We start from the raw sequence: 14,418 nt of genomic DNA on the forward strand, positions 1-14,418 counted from the left end.
CACTTATATTTTTCGCTGAATGCGATAAACGTACGCTAAAATTTCAGCAACCGCCTTGAAAAACTCTTCCGGAATGCGATCGCCAACTTCTACTTGATCATACATGGAACGTGCAAGCGGCCGATTTTCAACCATGACAATTTCATGCTCTTTGGCGATCATCTTAATTTTTTGTGCAATAAAATCTGCACCTTTCGCCACAACAATGGGCGAATCCATTTTCTCATCATCATATTTTAATGCAATGGCAAAGTGAGTAGGGTTCGTGATGACGACATCCGCTTCTGGTATCTCTTGCATCATACGCCGCATCGCCATTTCTCGCTGACGTTGCTTAATCCGGGACTTAATGAGCGGATCCCCATCCATATTTTTATGTTCATCCTTAATATCCTGTTTGGACATTCTTAGGTTTTTTTCATAGTCAAATTTCTGATATAAAAAATCCAATATCGAAATAAAAAGCAAAACGAGTGAAGCGATAATTCCCATCATCCCCACTAATTTAGCGATTGTCAGCAGTGTCATATGAGGGGTTCGGAAAGCCAAGTCAAGCACTTGTCCGAAGTTCATCCAAATAACTAATGTAGTAACCGTACCAATAAACGAAATTTTTAATACTGATTTCAATAATTCTACAATGGCGCGGATTGAAAATATACGCTTCAATCCTTTAATTGGATCAATCTTTTTTAGATCAAATTTTAATGGTTCACCAGTAAATAACAAGCCAAATTGCAGTAGATTGGCTGCAACACTTGCAACTACAGCTATCACCATAATAGGCAATAATATAATCGCCATCTGTTTGACGATATCCATATAGACTAGCATGACTTGATCTTCGTTCAACGTATGTATAGGTATAAAATGCGTAAAAGATTCACGAAAAAAAACAAAGAAATTATCTCTCATGAATCCTGCCGCAAAAAACATGAACAGGAATACAGAGAGTAAAACAATCGAACTTGTGACGTCCTGACTTTTCAGTACTTGCCCTTTTTTTCTAGAATCTTCCCGTTTTTTCGGAGTGGCCTTTTCAGTTTTCTCGCCGGCGAAAAATTGTAAATCCAGCCTTAGTAACAATTTAGCCACCTCCCAGCAGTACCATCAAATCTCTCATTGTCAGGATCATCACTTCGAACAGTTTTTTCATTAAGGTAATCAGCACACCCGACATCGTCACGATTGCGAGAAAACTGACACCGATCTTGATAGGGAATCCGACAACAAATATATTCAGTTGCGGAACTGCCCTTGCCGTAATCCCAAGAGCCAAATCTACTAAAAACAAAGTAGCGACAACAGGAATCGCCATCTGAAACGCAATGGCAAAAGCTTTAGCAAATGTCAGAACCATGAATTCCGCCATTCCCTCGCTGCCAAACGGCGGCCACAACTCATTGACTGGGACAAACTCGTAACTGTAGAAGATACCGTCCAGCAGCATATGATGTCCGTTGACCGCAAGTAATAGCAACATCGCCAATGAATTGAAAAACTGGCCGAGCAAAGGAGATTGAGCACCAGTTTGCGGATCGATGACGTTGGCGATGGCAAAACCCATTTGAAAGTCGATGAACCCGCCCGCCACTTGAATGGCAGCCATAATAATAAAGGCGGCAATGCCAATCGACAGGCCGATAACCGCCTCTTTTATTACAAGTAATATGTATTGTCCATCAATTTCCATAACCGGCATTTCCACTGTATAGGACATCATCCAAGCGAGAACCGCAGCAAAGATCAAGCGCTGAGTCGTTGGAATCGATCGATAAGAAAAAAGCGGCAGCGTAACGAAAAAAGAAGTAACACGCGTTAATATAAGTAAAAATGCAGGCAATGATGGGATGAGTTCATTCATTTAATCACCCGATGTACCTAGAGAGATTGGAAAAGATGTCACTCGCGTAATTGGTAACGTAAGAAAGCATCCAAGGGCCGAAAAATACGATGGCAACCATGACCGCTATGATTTTAGGCACGAATGCCAATGTCTGTTCTTGAATCTGAGTAGTTGCCTGAAAAATACTGACGGCTAACCCAGTCAATAACGCCACGATCAAAAGAGGTCCAGCAGCGAGAAGAATAACCCATACTGACCGTTCTGCAATGGAAATAACAAATTCACTCGTCAACTAAAACCCTCCCTAAAAGCTTTGTAGCAATGACTGGATAATGAGATACCAACCGTCCACTAAAACAAACAGCAATATTTTAAACGGCAATGAGATCATGACAGGCGGAAGCATCATCATTCCCATCGACATGAGGACACTGGCGACAATCATATCAATTACGAGAAACGGGATAAAAATCATGAAGCCCATTTGAAATGCGGTTTTGATTTCACTCAATGCGAAAGCAGGCACCATCATCGTTAATGGAATCTCTTCGATTGTTTCTGGCCGTTCCATTTGGTTGTAACGCATGAATAATTCCAAGTCTTTTTGTCTTGTATGTTGACTCATGAATTCCTTGAATGGCCCACTGGCGCGTTCGTACGCCTCGTCTAATGAAATTTCCTCATCGAATAATGGCGTCAAGGCTTCTTCATTCACTTGCGATAAGACAGGTGCCATAATGAAGAAAGTTAAAAATAACGCAAGTCCCACCAGCACTTGGTTAGGCGGCATCTGCTGAGTCGCAAGTGCTGTACGAACAAAAGACAACACAATAATGATCCGTGCAAATGAAGTCATCAAAATTAAAATAGCGGGTGCCAGTGACAGGACGGTCAGCAGCAGAAGCATTTTAATTGAAGTGGAGACATTGGCCGGATCACTGCTTGAAAATGAATTTAGAAAATCAGTCATCCCGGTCGCTCCCTTTCCCCTTCATTCGATCCAACTGCTGCTTGCGATCCGCTTTGATCTCTTCCATTTTGGATGAAAACAACTGACTGAAATCGGAGGCTTCTCCTACCGGGTCCCCAGATTTTGATTTCGCAAAAAATCTTTGATAAACCTGTGAGATTAACCCTTTTTGTACTTCACTGCCCTCTTGATCATAGCGTGCCAGCAAGTCGGCAATTTCATCTGGGTCTTCAATTTCCTTAAGAAGTTGGACATCTTCTCCTACGCCTACAACGAAATAATGATTACCCATTTTTACTAATTGGATTGATTTATGCTGCCCAAGCGACACACCGCCCAAATTCGTCATCAAGCGAGTTTGATCGAAGTTCCGGTTGCGTTTATTTAGAAAACGCAGCAACCATACAAGTAAACCTATGACGAAAATGAAGGCGAGAAACGTTCGGATATAATCCCAAGCAGTTAAACCCTTCGGCGGATCCATTGTAGTCTCCGGATCGGAAATTTTATTACTGTCTGGATTGTCCAAAAGGGGAGTATCAGAGCTACAATCTTTTCCTTTTCCGATGCAATCGGAGATTTTTGCGTCAGGATCTGTTTCCGCATATGCTTGGGGCATGAAAACAAGACAGACAAGCAACACAATAAGCCATTTGGTAACTATTTTTGCTATCATAAGGCGACTTAGCTCAACGCTTTGTCGATCGCTTCAATAACACGGTCTGCCTGGAAAGGCTTAACGATGAAATCTTTTGCTCCCGCTTGGATTGCATCAATTACCATTGCTTGCTGACCCATAGCAGAACACATAATGATTGTTGCAGAAGGATCCGTACCTTTAATCGCTTTAAGCGCCGCAATACCGTCCATTTCTGGCATCGTAATATCCATTGTCACGAGATCCGGTTTTAATTCGTTGTACTTCTCCACGGCTTGTGCACCATCTGCCGCTTCACCTACTACTTCATAATCGTTTTTCGTCAAAATATCTTTAATCATCATGCGCATAAATGCCGCATCGTCTACTACTAAAATTCGTTTTCCCATTCCTATTCCCTCCAGATATCTACTATCGTAAGTTATTCAAGCGGTCCATTTGGCTCAGTATATCCGTAATGCGGACTCCGAAGTTTTCATCGATGACCACTACTTCGCCTTTTGCAATAAAGCGATTATTGACTAAGATGTCTACTGGTTCCCCAGCCAATTTATCCAGTTCGATAATTGAACCGCTGGACATTTCCAATATTTCTTGTACAGAACGCTTTGTTCTGCCCAATTCCACAGTTACTTGAAGTGGTATATCAAGCAACATATTTAAATTATTTGCTTCATCTTTACTTAAGCCAGGTGCTTGGAAGCTTGCAAATTCTGCCTGCTGCACTTGTACTTGCGGCTGTGTCGGTCTTGGTGCTTGTTGAACCTGTTGCTGCGGTGGTGCTTGATACATTGGTTCAGGCTGCGGTGCAGGTTGCTGAACCTCTTGTTGCGCTGGCGTTTCTTGATCTACAGGCTGTGTTGGGGCCGGCGGTTCTTCCGTAACCGTCGCAGCCTCCTCTTCTCCCATTAGAGATGAGACAAGTTTCTTCCCAAATTCCAGCGGGAATAATTGCATAATATCCGAGTCGATCAATTTGCCCACCTTCAAATTAAATGACACACGGATCAGCAAATTATGCGGTGGAATATGTTCTGTTCCTTGATCTAGCTGAATGTTCATCAAATCAATGGTAGGCGGTGAGATATCCACCTTTTTATTAAATATGGTCGACATGGATGTAGCAGAAGAACCCATCATTTGATTCATGGCTTCCTGTACAGCACTTAAATGGATATCGCTCAACTCTTCATTCGGGGAAGTACCGTCCCCGCCGAGCATCAAATCAGCTATAATTGCTGCGTCGCTTTGCTTAATAACAAGTAAATTGACACCACTCAAACCTTCGGTGTATTCGACTTTTATGGCGACATACGGGTGGACAAACTCTTTGTCCAACTCATCGCGATTAATCAATGAAATCTTCGGTGTTGTAATGTCTACTTTCTGTCCGAGTAACGCGGACAAAGCAGTCGCTGAACTACCGAATGAAATGTTCCCGACTTCTCCAAGGGCGTCTTGCTCCATATCTGTTAAGTAATCGCCGATTTGGATGTCTGCTGATTCCGATGCCGGTTCTTCAGCTGGCTCCAGCGTTTCACCGCGCAATAACGCTTCAATTTCTTCCTGTGAAAGAATGTTATCACTCATCATCCTCATCCCCTCCCGTCTTCAAAGTATCCAGTATTTGAACAGCCATCCGGTTTCTCAATTTCCCTGGCTGTGCGGTAAATTTCGGTGTTTCTCCTACCCGAATGACGAGCGGATCTTCAATTTTTGTATCCAATGAAATGACATCTCCCATTTGCAGGTAAAGAAAATCTTCTATAGAAATTTCTCCTTTTCCTAAATCAGCAACTACCGGTAATGTCGCTTTTTTAATGCGCCTCTCCAGAAGTATACTCTGTTCTGGAGTTGGCTCTTTTTTATTCGTCTGCATCCAATAACTGACAGATAAGTTCGGAATGATAGGTTCAAGTGCAATATGCGGAATACACATATTAATCATACCGCTCGATTCGCCTATGACGATATTAAAAGAAATAACGACGACCGTTTCATTTGGAGAAATCATTTGCAAAAACTGCGGATTGACTTCCATCTCCGCAAGATATGGATCAATTTCAATCAGTCCCGACCAAGCCTCTCGCAAACTATCAAATGAGCGTTCAAATAAGTTCGTTAAAATCTTTGTTTCAATCTCTGTCATATTATCTACTTTTCCTGAACTAGAGCCAAATCCACCCATTAACCGTTCAAGCATGGAGTACGCAACATTGGGGTTCACTTCCATCAAGATATTGCCTTCTAGAGGCGAGACATCAAATATATTGATCAACGTCATATTCGGAATCGAACTGATAAATTCTTCAAATGGAATCTGATCTACCGACGCCACATTGATTTGAATGTATGTGCGCAACTGAGCAGAAAAATAAGTCGTCAGCAATCTCGCAAAGTTTTCATGGATCCGTGTCAGACTGCGGATCTGATCTTTTGAAAAACGCAATGCCCGTTTAAAGTCATAGACCCGTACTTTTCGGGTTTCTTCTTCTTTTTTCATTTCTTCCGCTGACATTTCACCTGTCGATAAAGCAGACAGCAGCGCATCGATTTCATTTTGGGACAGTACATCTCCCGACATAAGCCCACCTCCTCTTGCGTAAGCACCTCTTACAGATCATATCGCCCGTCATTGAATAATGTAAGAGACAATATACACTTTCTCTATTTTACCATCTTGCATCAGTTCATTCAGCTGGGCTTTGATGGAGTCCTGGAACTGCTGTTTCCCTGCTTTTCCTTCAAAATCTTTGGCAGTCAATTCGGAAAGCTCTTGAATGACCAAATTCTTCACTTGGAAATCACGTTTTGTCAATTCTTCTGCCGCTTTTTTACTGTCTGTTTGGATTTTCAAAGATACACGAATGAAGTTGCGTCCTGATAAATTGGTCGTGATTTCTTCAATGTCGACAGAGGACTCAAGAATTTCATCGATGTTCGGCCCTTTTTCTGCTTCTTCATCGCCTTTATTAAAATTCAAAATTAGAACAACTGCCACTACGCCAATGAGCGTAATACTTACTAAAATAATTAATGAGATCGTCAATAATTTATTCTTCATCTTCTTCACCCCGGATATGCGGATTCGACAGCAACTGGACCGCTTGATAAAATTCAATGATCCGGCTGTTCACTTCCTCAACCGTATCATGGACAATATACTTTGACCCTGTCGTCAATGTGATCGTCGTGTCTGGAAACGACTCGACCTTCTCTATGTACAAAGCATTTAATGTGAATGTCGTTCGATTCAATCGCGTTACTTTAATCATATGTAAGGGGCCAGGCCAAGGCCGGCCCGACCCTCCTTTTTCATTCTATGCTAGTCTTATCGTTTCAAGTTTACGAGTTCTTGCAGGATTTCGTCTGATGTTGTGATGATACGGGTGTTGGCTTGGAAACCACGTTGTGCGACGATCATTTCTGTGAATTCTTCTGAGAGATCGACGTTGGACATTTCTAGGGAGCCGGATTTGATGGCGCCGTGGCCTCCCTCACCCAGAGGTTCACCCAAACTTGGAGCGCCAGAGTTTGTAGTTTGTTGATAATAGTTACCTCCTGTTTTTAGTAATCCTCCAGGGTTATTGAACTTTGCAAGTGATATTGTTTGATCATCAACCAATTCACCATCAAGAACGTAACTAACAACACCATTTTGTCCAATAGAAAGCGAAGTTGCATCAATAGGTACTTCAATAAAGCTTCCATCCTCTTGTACTAAAAAGCGTCCTTCTCCATCTACAATTCTAGCACTTTCAGCATCTTCTCCCTCGCCCTGATCTAAATAAAAAACACCTGCTCTTGTATATAGATACTCATCATCCGTATCACCTTGAACTCTAAAAAAACCATCGCCTTCAATGGCCATATCTAATGTGTTTCCAGTAAACTGAGTAGATCCGGGAGTGTGAAGTGTGTCAATTGATGCAATCTGACTTCCTAAACCGACCTGTTTGGGATTTACTCCTCCTCTATTACCTGTAGGACCAGTAGCCCCCGCCACAGTCTGCGAATACAAATCCTTAAACACCGTACGCCCCTTCTTAAACCCATAAGTATTCACATTCGCAATATTGTTACCAATCACGTCTAATTTCGTTTGAAAGTTTTTCAATCCTGATATTCCTGAGTACATTGAACGAATCATAATGTAGTTTCCCCTCTCGGTTTTGTGAGTAGCACCGCTTCATTCGGTCGGCGAGTGCGTTGGCATCCTCGTAAGGTCCTGCCATGTTTAGCTAAGTAGTATGGTGCCGTCGATATTCGTAAATAGTTGGTCTTTTGCTTCCATGCGGTCCATCGCGGTGATGACGGTTGAATTTTTCGCACTGACGATAAGTGCAGCTTGATCGGTCAACACGAGCGATTCACGTATTCCCTTCCTCTTCGCCTCGTCCACTTTCTCTGAGATGCGTGTCCATTCTGCCTCGGTCATTTGAATGCCTCGTTCTTGCAGACGATCGTTTGCGTGTTTGCTGATCTTCAGCTTCTCCGGTTGCGTCGCTTGCTGCAAGTGTTCGATGAATGACTGATTCGGCTTGGCTGTCTGTTGGTTTTTCCCTTGGTGTATGAGTGGCTGTGATGGAATGCGATGGAAATCAATCTTAGTCATGACATCGCTCCATTCAATTATTGTTCACTAATAGATGTGAATTGGTTTCCTTCGATTTTACTGTCATTATCTAAAATATAGTGCAACGTGCCGTCTTTATTCGTAACAGAAACTACCTTCCCTGTTCGTTCTACGTCGCCATCCATATAACCGACTGTCTTGCCAATAAGCATACTGGCCTGTACAAGGTTGTTCGGTTGGCTTCCGGAACCTCCGCCTGAACCAGTTGATAATACTTCAGAAATATTACCTGGAGTTAATTCTTTTCCATCTTCCAATGTAAACACGATCGAACCATTAACATATTTGATGGATTGAATATTTCCGGTTCCTTCATTGATAATCGGCTTGCCGTCTTCATCCTTTTTGTCTGTCACTTCATGCCATTTAACGTCTTTGCCAATAAAGCTGTTATATTGAATCAATTGACTTTGATTTTGCGCTTCCGCAAACTTCTCAAATGCTTTTGCCATGTTCATCGTTTGTTCAAGTGACGAAAACTGAGCCATTTGTGCAATGAATTCATTGTCTTTCATCGGATTCGTTGGATCTTGATTCGTTAACTGTGCAATAAGAATTTTCATGAAGGCATCCTTGCCCATCGTGTCAGGGCCAGTCTTTCGTTCATCTCGCTGCTTATTGATCAGATACATCGAATCTGTGATCGGTTTATATCCTTCTGATGAATTTATTTCGTTAGGCAATTTTTATACCTCCAGTTCAATCATGAACTCTTCAAAAGTCCGTTCTTGTTCATCCTGATTTTGATCTTGTTCTGTTAGCTGTTCTTTCTGTTGCTCGTTTTGTTTATTGAATGCCTGTTCCCGATCATTCTTAGAAGGTTCTTGTATTGTTTGTGACAAATCGATACGCTCTACCTGTAAGTTTTGCTGGTTGAACGCATGTCGCAACTGATGTATTTGACTGTCGAGCATTTCACGTGCCATCGCAGTAGATGCCAAGATTCTTGCCGTCATTACGCCATTAATTTCAAGCAACTCAATACGCACTTGTCCCAGATGTTCAGGGTAAAGCTTGACCATCAGACGATTTGTTCCACCTGTCTGTCCGAAATTTGCCCGGTTCAAAATCGCCTGAAACTCGCGCATTAACGCTTCACTTCGGCTTTCCGGTACTTTTTCCGTCTGGGTCATTTGGAATGTGGGCCTTCCTTCGGTTTGTGTAATTGCAGATTGAAGGACAGGCGCTTCGTTTGACCTGGTCTGTTGCTCTTGCTGTTTGGTGTCGGCTGTTGGCTGTTCCATCGCAAATCGGATTATAGACTGAGCAGACGCCGGCAACTGTATAGTTTGTTTACCTTCAGCTGGAACCACCTTTCCCTCTAAGTGACTTGCAAATTGTGATAGTAAAGGCTGGATCGTTCTGATCAGATCTTCCTGTCTTACGAACAGGTCCATCTTAGGTGCTATCAATTCAATTGCTTTAAAAAATGCAGTGATTTCTAATGTGGCTTTTTCAGGTAACTGTTGTATCGCTTCAATCAGCTGCACAGGCGGCAAGTTCTGTAATGTCTCCAGTACGAACCAAATATCTCCTGTTGCTTGCATTTTGATGATTGCGTCGTCGGTCACACCTGAATTCTCTAGTGCCTTCGTCATTACTTCTACTAGTTTATCAGGATTTTCACTAATAAGAGCTGCCAATTGTTGCAAACTTGGAAACTTCTCTAGGTTCGATAGATCAGCAAAGTCTAAAACTTCCAAATCTATCACTTTGCCTAGCGACGATAGCTTAGATGAATCAAATTCGTTCATATCTAGCGTTTCCTTGAGCGTCTCAGCCTCTCTCCCACTATTCATTTGCCCTAATTCTTGCAATAGCTGGGCCACCGTTCGAGATGTTTGTTCGCCTTGTTTCAATTGTTCAAGAATACCCGCAAGCTCCTCTAACGTTTCCGCTTGCAAAATACCTTCCATCAATTGATTCGTTTCTATATCTTTCCCGGGTGACTGCTGTGCATCCGACGTTTGAGATGCACCCATTAAACTTTGGAACACACTGCCGAAACCTGCTCCCTTTGCATTTGCAGATGAAGAGACTTGAGAACTAGCTGGAACACTAGAAGAACTGACTCCCATTAATAGTCCTAAATTCACTCTCTCACCTCCTTCTACTATGATTATACTACTTTGTGAGCATGGAAGTATATTTTGCAGCTTCTTCCGGTGCCATTTTTTCAAGTATCGCTGCTAAAGTTGCAGGTTTTAAGTTGGATAAAATCTGTACAGCTTCCGCATCGCCCATTTTCGTAATAACAGGAGCAGCGGATTTTGCCGACATTTGCTCATATGTGGTGACAATTTCTTTAAAATCTCGTTTAGATTCGCTTTGTGCAAGCTTCAATTTTTCGATTTCTTCGTTCAGTTTCTCTTTTTCTATTTCCAGCGTTTCATTTGAATCCTTCACTTTTGTTAGTTCATCTTGGACTTCAAATAACTGTGCTTCTTTTTCTTGAATTTCTGCCTGCAATGAAATGACACGTTCTTCTAAAATCAAATCACCTTCGATTTTTTCATCGGGCGCTTTTTCTTCTAAAAAAGGGATCTTAGATGTCCATTCTTTTGCCTGATCGAATACATTGATATCAGCAACTTTGGCGATGATTAATACGACAGCTGTTGTGAACATAAGGGGGATAATAATCCACGCCAATAAAATCTGAAAAAAACCGGCAGACTTTTTCTCTTTTGATTCTACTGATTTCGTTTCTTTTGTCTTTTTAGCTTTAGCCACTTTATCACCTGTCTTCTTTCGAGCGAAATTTCATCGTAGACAGTTCGTCGATCCGATTTGCCTCCACATGGTCCATTTCTGCATCATATTGTTGTTTGCCTTTTTCTTTCATTTTTTCAAATTTCTTTACTTCTATATTCTTTTCTAATAACTGCGACTCGTACCAGTTCATTTTTGAACGTGATTTCACCACTTCCTGTTGGATATAATCAATTTTCATATCCAATGTGTTAATAAAACGTGAATAGTGGTGCAAATCATCGATAGAAAAACCTGTGCTCATCCGCTGTTGCTGTTCTTCAAGCGTGTCTTCTTTCTTCTTCAGCTGATCATACAGCTCCCTCGCCACTTCCTCAAATTGCTGAATGGCCTCTTTATAAGCCATTTCTGTTTCATCCCGCTCTTGCTCGCGCAATGTCAGCACTTTTTCAAAACGATAGTGGTAAGAAGTCATATGTTGCCGCCTCCTCCAGAAGCTAAAGCTACTATCTCATTCACTGTATCTTCCAGCTGGACATTATCTTTATAGCTTTGCTTCAAAAAGTTCGTGATAATCGGCTCATATTCAATTGCTTCATCTATTTCTTTGGATGTTCCTTTTTTATAAGCTCCGATATTGATCAAGTCTTCTGATTTATCGTAAGTGTAATAGAGTTCACGCAATCGTTCTGCTGCCTTGACGTGTTCAGGGTCTGCAATATGATTCATTAGACGGCTGACACTTTTCAAGACATTGATTGCAGGGTACTGTCCCTTATTTGCAAGCGTTCGGTCAAGCACGATATGGCCGTCAAGAATCCCCCGGACTGCATCTGCAATCGGTTCGTTCATGTCGTCACCGTCCACAAGCACTGTATAGAAAGCAGTAATTGCGCCTAGTTCATTGGTGCCTGTACGTTCTAGAAGTTTCGGTAAAATAGCAAAAACAGAAGGTGTATAGCCGCGCGTTGCAGGTGGTTCACCAACAGCCAGCCCAATTTCTCGCTGCGCCATTGCTACCCGCGTAACCGAATCCATCATCAGCATCACATTCATACCTTTATCCCTGAAATACTCCGCGATCGCAGTAGCTGTAAAAGCACCTTTGATCCGCATGAGCGCAGGTTGGTCCGATGTGGCCGCCACAACAATCGTACGCTTCAACCCTTCAGGTCCCAAGTCACGGTCAATAAACTCTCGTACTTCCCGGCCACGTTCTCCGATTAGTGCAATAACGTTTATATCCGCTTCAGTATTGCGAGCAATCATTCCGAGCAATGTACTTTTCCCGACACCTGACCCTGCGAAGATTCCGACCCGCTGGCCGTTTCCTACTGTCAGCATGCCATCAATAGCTTTAACTCCGACTGCAAGTTTATCATTAATTGTCGGACGCGTAAGGACATTCGGGGGGCTGTTTTCTGTCCGCACAGTTGCTAAACCTTTTGGCAATGCACTGTGATCAATCGGATTACCCATGGAATCGAGAACTTGTCCTATCAAGTTCATTCCAACCTTTACTTCAAGCGGTTTACCGAGCGTTTCAACTAGGCAGCCGCTTGAAATATTACTGATGTCCGTATATGGCATGAGCATGACGACTTCTTCACGGAATCCCACTACTTCCGCTTTAATAATCGAACGCCCTGTATCTGGTACATTTAAATGAATGTGACATACATCACCAATAGAAGATTCAGGCCCTTGCGATTCAATCATCAACCCGACTACTCGGATAACTCGGCCATACTTTTTCATCGTGTTGATATTTGGAATAATTCGGATAAGATCTTCGGCTTTTCTCAAAATTACGCACCACTTTCCATAATTTCAACAAGCTGTTCTTTCAGTTCGTTCAATTGTTCATCGACGCTTACTACTATGCGGCCGTGATTGGTTTCTATAAAGCAATCCGTGGCGTCAAAGTCTTCATTGACAAAAATCAAGAATGGCGTTTCAGGCGGAAAGATGGAGGATAATTCTGCTCGATTATCGGTCACCATTTTAAAGTGTTCTGTGGGAACAAATAGTTTAATTTCTTTCATTTCTTGTGCTTCTTTTATACCCTTCCGGACAATTGAAAGATATGTTTCTTCATCCTCTTCAATCGTTTGGTTGATAATTTGTTCAGCTGAACGAAGCGCAATATCCAAAATGACTCGTTCTTGGTTAATCAAATATTGCGTAGCGTTCTGATAGGACAATGTCGTTGTTTCATTTGCGGCTTGGATCATTTCCTGCATATCTGATATCACTTTATTGCGTCCATCTTCGAAGCCAGCCTGAAACCCTTCGTCATAAGCCTGCTGCTGCAATTGCTCTTTTTTATTTGACCAGGCAGAGCGCATCGACTCGATATCTGCTGCTGCACTTTCCATTCGCTTTTGAATATCAGCATTCGCAATATCGCTGCGTTGCTGAATTTCTTGAAGCATCTGATTACGCTCAGCGAACATCGCTGCATTGTTTACCGGTGCCTCAGAAGAAACTTGAGGCACCGGTTCATTTTGCAAACTGCGAATCGAGATTTCTTTCACTTGATTTTGTTTTACTACCGTACGTTCTGAACGAAATAGATTAGACAATGATGTCATCTCCTCCGCCGCGTGCAATAATGATTTCGCCTGCATCCTCTAGTCTGCGAACAATACCTACGATTCTTGATTGTGCCTCTTCCACGTCCCGCAGTCTGACCGGACCCATAACTTCCATTTCTTCCTGGAAGGATTCCGCCATCCGTTGTGACATGTTTTTGAATAGAATATCTTTTACTTCTTCGCTTGATACTTTCATAGATAAAATGAGGTCTTCATTCTCACACTCACGAACAACCCGCTGAATGGAGCGGTTATCCAATGTAATGATATCTTCGAAGACAAACATTCTTTTGCGTATCTCTTCTGCCAACTCCGGATCTTGAATCTCCAGTGCATCGAGGATTGTTTTCTCGGTTGCCCGGTCGACACCGTTCAATACTTCTACTACTGCATCGACACCGCCTGTTTCCGTGAAATCTTGCGTGACAGTAGATGACAGTTTACGTTCAAGCACCGCTTCGATTTCACTGATCACTTCTGGGGAAGTTGACTCCATAGTTGCAATACGTTTAGCTATATCCGCCTGCATTTCTTGTGGTAATGAAGATAAGATCAATCCTGCTTGCTCCGCTTCTAGATAAGACAGGATGAGCGCAATCGTCTGCGGGTGTTCGTTTTGAATGAAGTTCAAGATTTGCGAAGGTTCTGCCCGTCTAGCAAAATCAAACGGTCGTACTTGAAGCGACGAGGTCAGACGGTTAATGATCGCCTGTGCATGATCTTTACCGAGCGCTTTTTCAAGTACCGTCTTCGCATATCCAATCCCGCCCTGCGAAATATAGTCTTGCGCAAGGGCAATATTATGAAATTCTTCTATGATTTCCTCTTTTACAGCGGAATCTACTTTTTTGACACCTGATATTTCCAATGTCAATCTCTCAATCTCTTCTTCATTTAAGTGCTTATAAACCGCCGCTGAGACTTCAGGTCCGAGAGAGATAAGCAATAGGGCAGCTTTTTGTTTGCCTGACATACCTTTGTCTTTCTTTACCAATTTTT

At 42.4% G+C, this 14,418-nt stretch carries 19 protein-coding genes; all 19 read right to left on the minus strand.

The features are described from left to right. Nucleotides 1–3: 3 nt before the first annotated feature. Complete coding sequence (flhB, locus tag H7J92_RS06445; RefSeq protein ID WP_009497382.1) at nt 4–1,095, minus strand: flagellar biosynthesis protein FlhB; 1,092 nt, start codon at nt 1,093–1,095, stop codon at nt 4–6. Next, nucleotides 1,088–1,864, minus strand: coding sequence for a flagellar biosynthetic protein FliR (gene fliR / locus H7J92_RS06450; RefSeq protein WP_078817742.1), 777 nt, complete (start codon nt 1,862–1,864; stop codon nt 1,088–1,090). Before fliR ends, flhB begins: the two co-directional genes overlap by 8 nt. 4 nt (nt 1,865–1,868) lie before the next feature. Next, on the minus strand, nt 1,869–2,138 hold the full coding sequence (gene fliQ / locus H7J92_RS06455) for a flagellar biosynthesis protein FliQ (RefSeq protein WP_221836075.1): 270 nt from the start codon (nt 2,136–2,138) through the stop codon (nt 1,869–1,871). A gap of 12 nt (nt 2,139–2,150) precedes the next feature. Continuing rightward, nucleotides 2,151–2,816 (minus strand): flagellar type III secretion system pore protein FliP, encoded by a 666-nt coding sequence (fliP, locus tag H7J92_RS06460; protein WP_221836078.1) that lies wholly within the window; start codon nt 2,814–2,816, stop codon nt 2,151–2,153. After that, nucleotides 2,809–3,492: a flagellar biosynthetic protein FliO gene (locus H7J92_RS06465; RefSeq protein WP_078817744.1), complete on the minus strand. Its 684-nt coding sequence runs from the start codon at nt 3,490–3,492 to the stop codon at nt 2,809–2,811. Before H7J92_RS06465 ends, fliP begins: the two co-directional genes overlap by 8 nt. Before the next feature lie 8 nt (nt 3,493–3,500). Continuing rightward, nucleotides 3,501–3,863, minus strand: a complete 363-nt coding sequence (locus tag H7J92_RS06470; RefSeq protein WP_078817745.1) for a response regulator — start codon at nt 3,861–3,863, stop codon at nt 3,501–3,503. 22 nt (nt 3,864–3,885) lie between these two features. Then, nucleotides 3,886–5,064, minus strand: a complete 1,179-nt coding sequence (gene fliY / locus H7J92_RS06475) for a flagellar motor switch phosphatase FliY (protein ID WP_221836208.1) — start codon at nt 5,062–5,064, stop codon at nt 3,886–3,888. Then, nucleotides 5,057–6,058: a flagellar motor switch protein FliM gene (fliM, locus tag H7J92_RS06480; RefSeq protein WP_221836081.1), complete on the minus strand. Its 1,002-nt coding sequence runs from the start codon at nt 6,056–6,058 to the stop codon at nt 5,057–5,059. The genes fliY and fliM overlap by 8 nt, the downstream gene beginning before the upstream one ends. 48 nt (nt 6,059–6,106) lie before the next feature. Beyond that, on the minus strand, nt 6,107–6,538 hold the full coding sequence (gene fliL, locus H7J92_RS06485) for a flagellar basal body-associated protein FliL (RefSeq protein ID WP_221836083.1): 432 nt from the start codon (nt 6,536–6,538) through the stop codon (nt 6,107–6,109). After that, on the minus strand, nt 6,528–6,749 hold the full coding sequence (locus H7J92_RS06490) for a flagellar FlbD family protein (RefSeq protein ID WP_221836087.1): 222 nt from the start codon (nt 6,747–6,749) through the stop codon (nt 6,528–6,530). Before H7J92_RS06490 ends, fliL begins: the two co-directional genes overlap by 11 nt. A gap of 56 nt (nt 6,750–6,805) precedes the next feature. Beyond that, nucleotides 6,806–7,624 (minus strand): flagellar basal body rod protein FlgG, encoded by an 819-nt coding sequence (gene flgG / locus H7J92_RS06495; RefSeq protein ID WP_221836090.1) that lies wholly within the window; start codon nt 7,622–7,624, stop codon nt 6,806–6,808. A gap of 87 nt (nt 7,625–7,711) precedes the next feature. After that, nucleotides 7,712–8,089 (minus strand): TIGR02530 family flagellar biosynthesis protein, encoded by a 378-nt coding sequence (locus H7J92_RS06500; protein WP_221836094.1) that lies wholly within the window; start codon nt 8,087–8,089, stop codon nt 7,712–7,714. 17 nt (nt 8,090–8,106) lie between these two features. After that, entirely contained in the window at nt 8,107–8,793 is a 687-nt protein-coding gene (gene flgD, locus H7J92_RS06505; protein WP_246602619.1) for a flagellar hook assembly protein FlgD, read from the minus strand. Between the two features lie 3 nt (nt 8,794–8,796). Continuing rightward, nucleotides 8,797–10,206, minus strand: coding sequence for a flagellar hook-length control protein FliK (locus H7J92_RS17940; protein ID WP_221836096.1), 1,410 nt, complete (start codon nt 10,204–10,206; stop codon nt 8,797–8,799). A 28-nt stretch (nt 10,207–10,234) separates the two neighbouring features. Next, nucleotides 10,235–10,843 carry a MotE family protein gene (locus H7J92_RS06515; RefSeq protein WP_221836099.1) on the minus strand — a complete coding sequence of 203 codons (609 nt, stop codon included), beginning with the start codon at nt 10,841–10,843 and terminating at the stop codon, nt 10,235–10,237. 4 nt (nt 10,844–10,847) lie between these two features. Continuing rightward, entirely contained in the window at nt 10,848–11,297 is a 450-nt protein-coding gene (fliJ, locus tag H7J92_RS06520) for a flagellar export protein FliJ (protein ID WP_221836111.1), read from the minus strand. After that, entirely contained in the window at nt 11,294–12,628 is a 1,335-nt protein-coding gene (gene fliI, locus H7J92_RS06525) for a flagellar protein export ATPase FliI (RefSeq protein ID WP_009765510.1), read from the minus strand. The genes fliJ and fliI overlap by 4 nt, the downstream gene beginning before the upstream one ends. A gap of 2 nt (nt 12,629–12,630) precedes the next feature. Beyond that, nucleotides 12,631–13,407, minus strand: coding sequence for a flagellar assembly protein FliH (gene fliH / locus H7J92_RS06530; RefSeq protein WP_221836113.1), 777 nt, complete (start codon nt 13,405–13,407; stop codon nt 12,631–12,633). Next, entirely contained in the window at nt 13,400–14,413 is a 1,014-nt protein-coding gene (gene fliG / locus H7J92_RS06535) for a flagellar motor switch protein FliG (RefSeq protein ID WP_078817751.1), read from the minus strand. Before fliG ends, fliH begins: the two co-directional genes overlap by 8 nt. Nucleotides 14,414–14,418: the final 5 nt, after the last annotated feature.

Source organism: Sporosarcina aquimarina (assembly GCF_019748715.1).
In the GTDB taxonomy this organism is placed as follows: domain Bacteria; phylum Bacillota; class Bacilli; order Bacillales_A; family Planococcaceae; genus Sporosarcina; species Sporosarcina newyorkensis.

Excerpts from the sequence above, each read along its gene's own strand:
- fliR (WP_078817742.1), bottom strand. The coding sequence starts at position 1,864 with ATGAATGAACTCATCCCATCATTGCCTGCATTTTTACTTATATTAACG.
- fliP (WP_221836078.1), bottom strand. The coding sequence starts at position 2,816 with ATGACTGATTTTCTAAATTCATTTTCAAGCAGTGATCCGGCCAATGTC.
- H7J92_RS06465 (WP_078817744.1), bottom strand. The coding sequence starts at position 3,492 with ATGATAGCAAAAATAGTTACCAAATGGCTTATTGTGTTGCTTGTCTGT.
- H7J92_RS06470 (WP_078817745.1), bottom strand. The coding sequence starts at position 3,863 with ATGGGAAAACGAATTTTAGTAGTAGACGATGCGGCATTTATGCGCATG.
- fliY (WP_221836208.1), bottom strand. The coding sequence starts at position 5,064 with ATGAGTGATAACATTCTTTCACAGGAAGAAATTGAAGCGTTATTGCGC.
- fliM (WP_221836081.1), bottom strand. The coding sequence starts at position 6,058 with ATGTCGGGAGATGTACTGTCCCAAAATGAAATCGATGCGCTGCTGTCT.
- fliL (WP_221836083.1), bottom strand. The coding sequence starts at position 6,538 with ATGAAGAATAAATTATTGACGATCTCATTAATTATTTTAGTAAGTATT.
- H7J92_RS06490 (WP_221836087.1), bottom strand. The coding sequence starts at position 6,749 with ATGATTAAAGTAACGCGATTGAATCGAACGACATTCACATTAAATGCT.
- flgG (WP_221836090.1), bottom strand. The coding sequence starts at position 7,624 with ATGATTCGTTCAATGTACTCAGGAATATCAGGATTGAAAAACTTTCAA.
- H7J92_RS06500 (WP_221836094.1), bottom strand. The coding sequence starts at position 8,089 with ATGACTAAGATTGATTTCCATCGCATTCCATCACAGCCACTCATACAC.
- fliJ (WP_221836111.1), bottom strand. The coding sequence starts at position 11,297 with ATGACTTCTTACCACTATCGTTTTGAAAAAGTGCTGACATTGCGCGAG.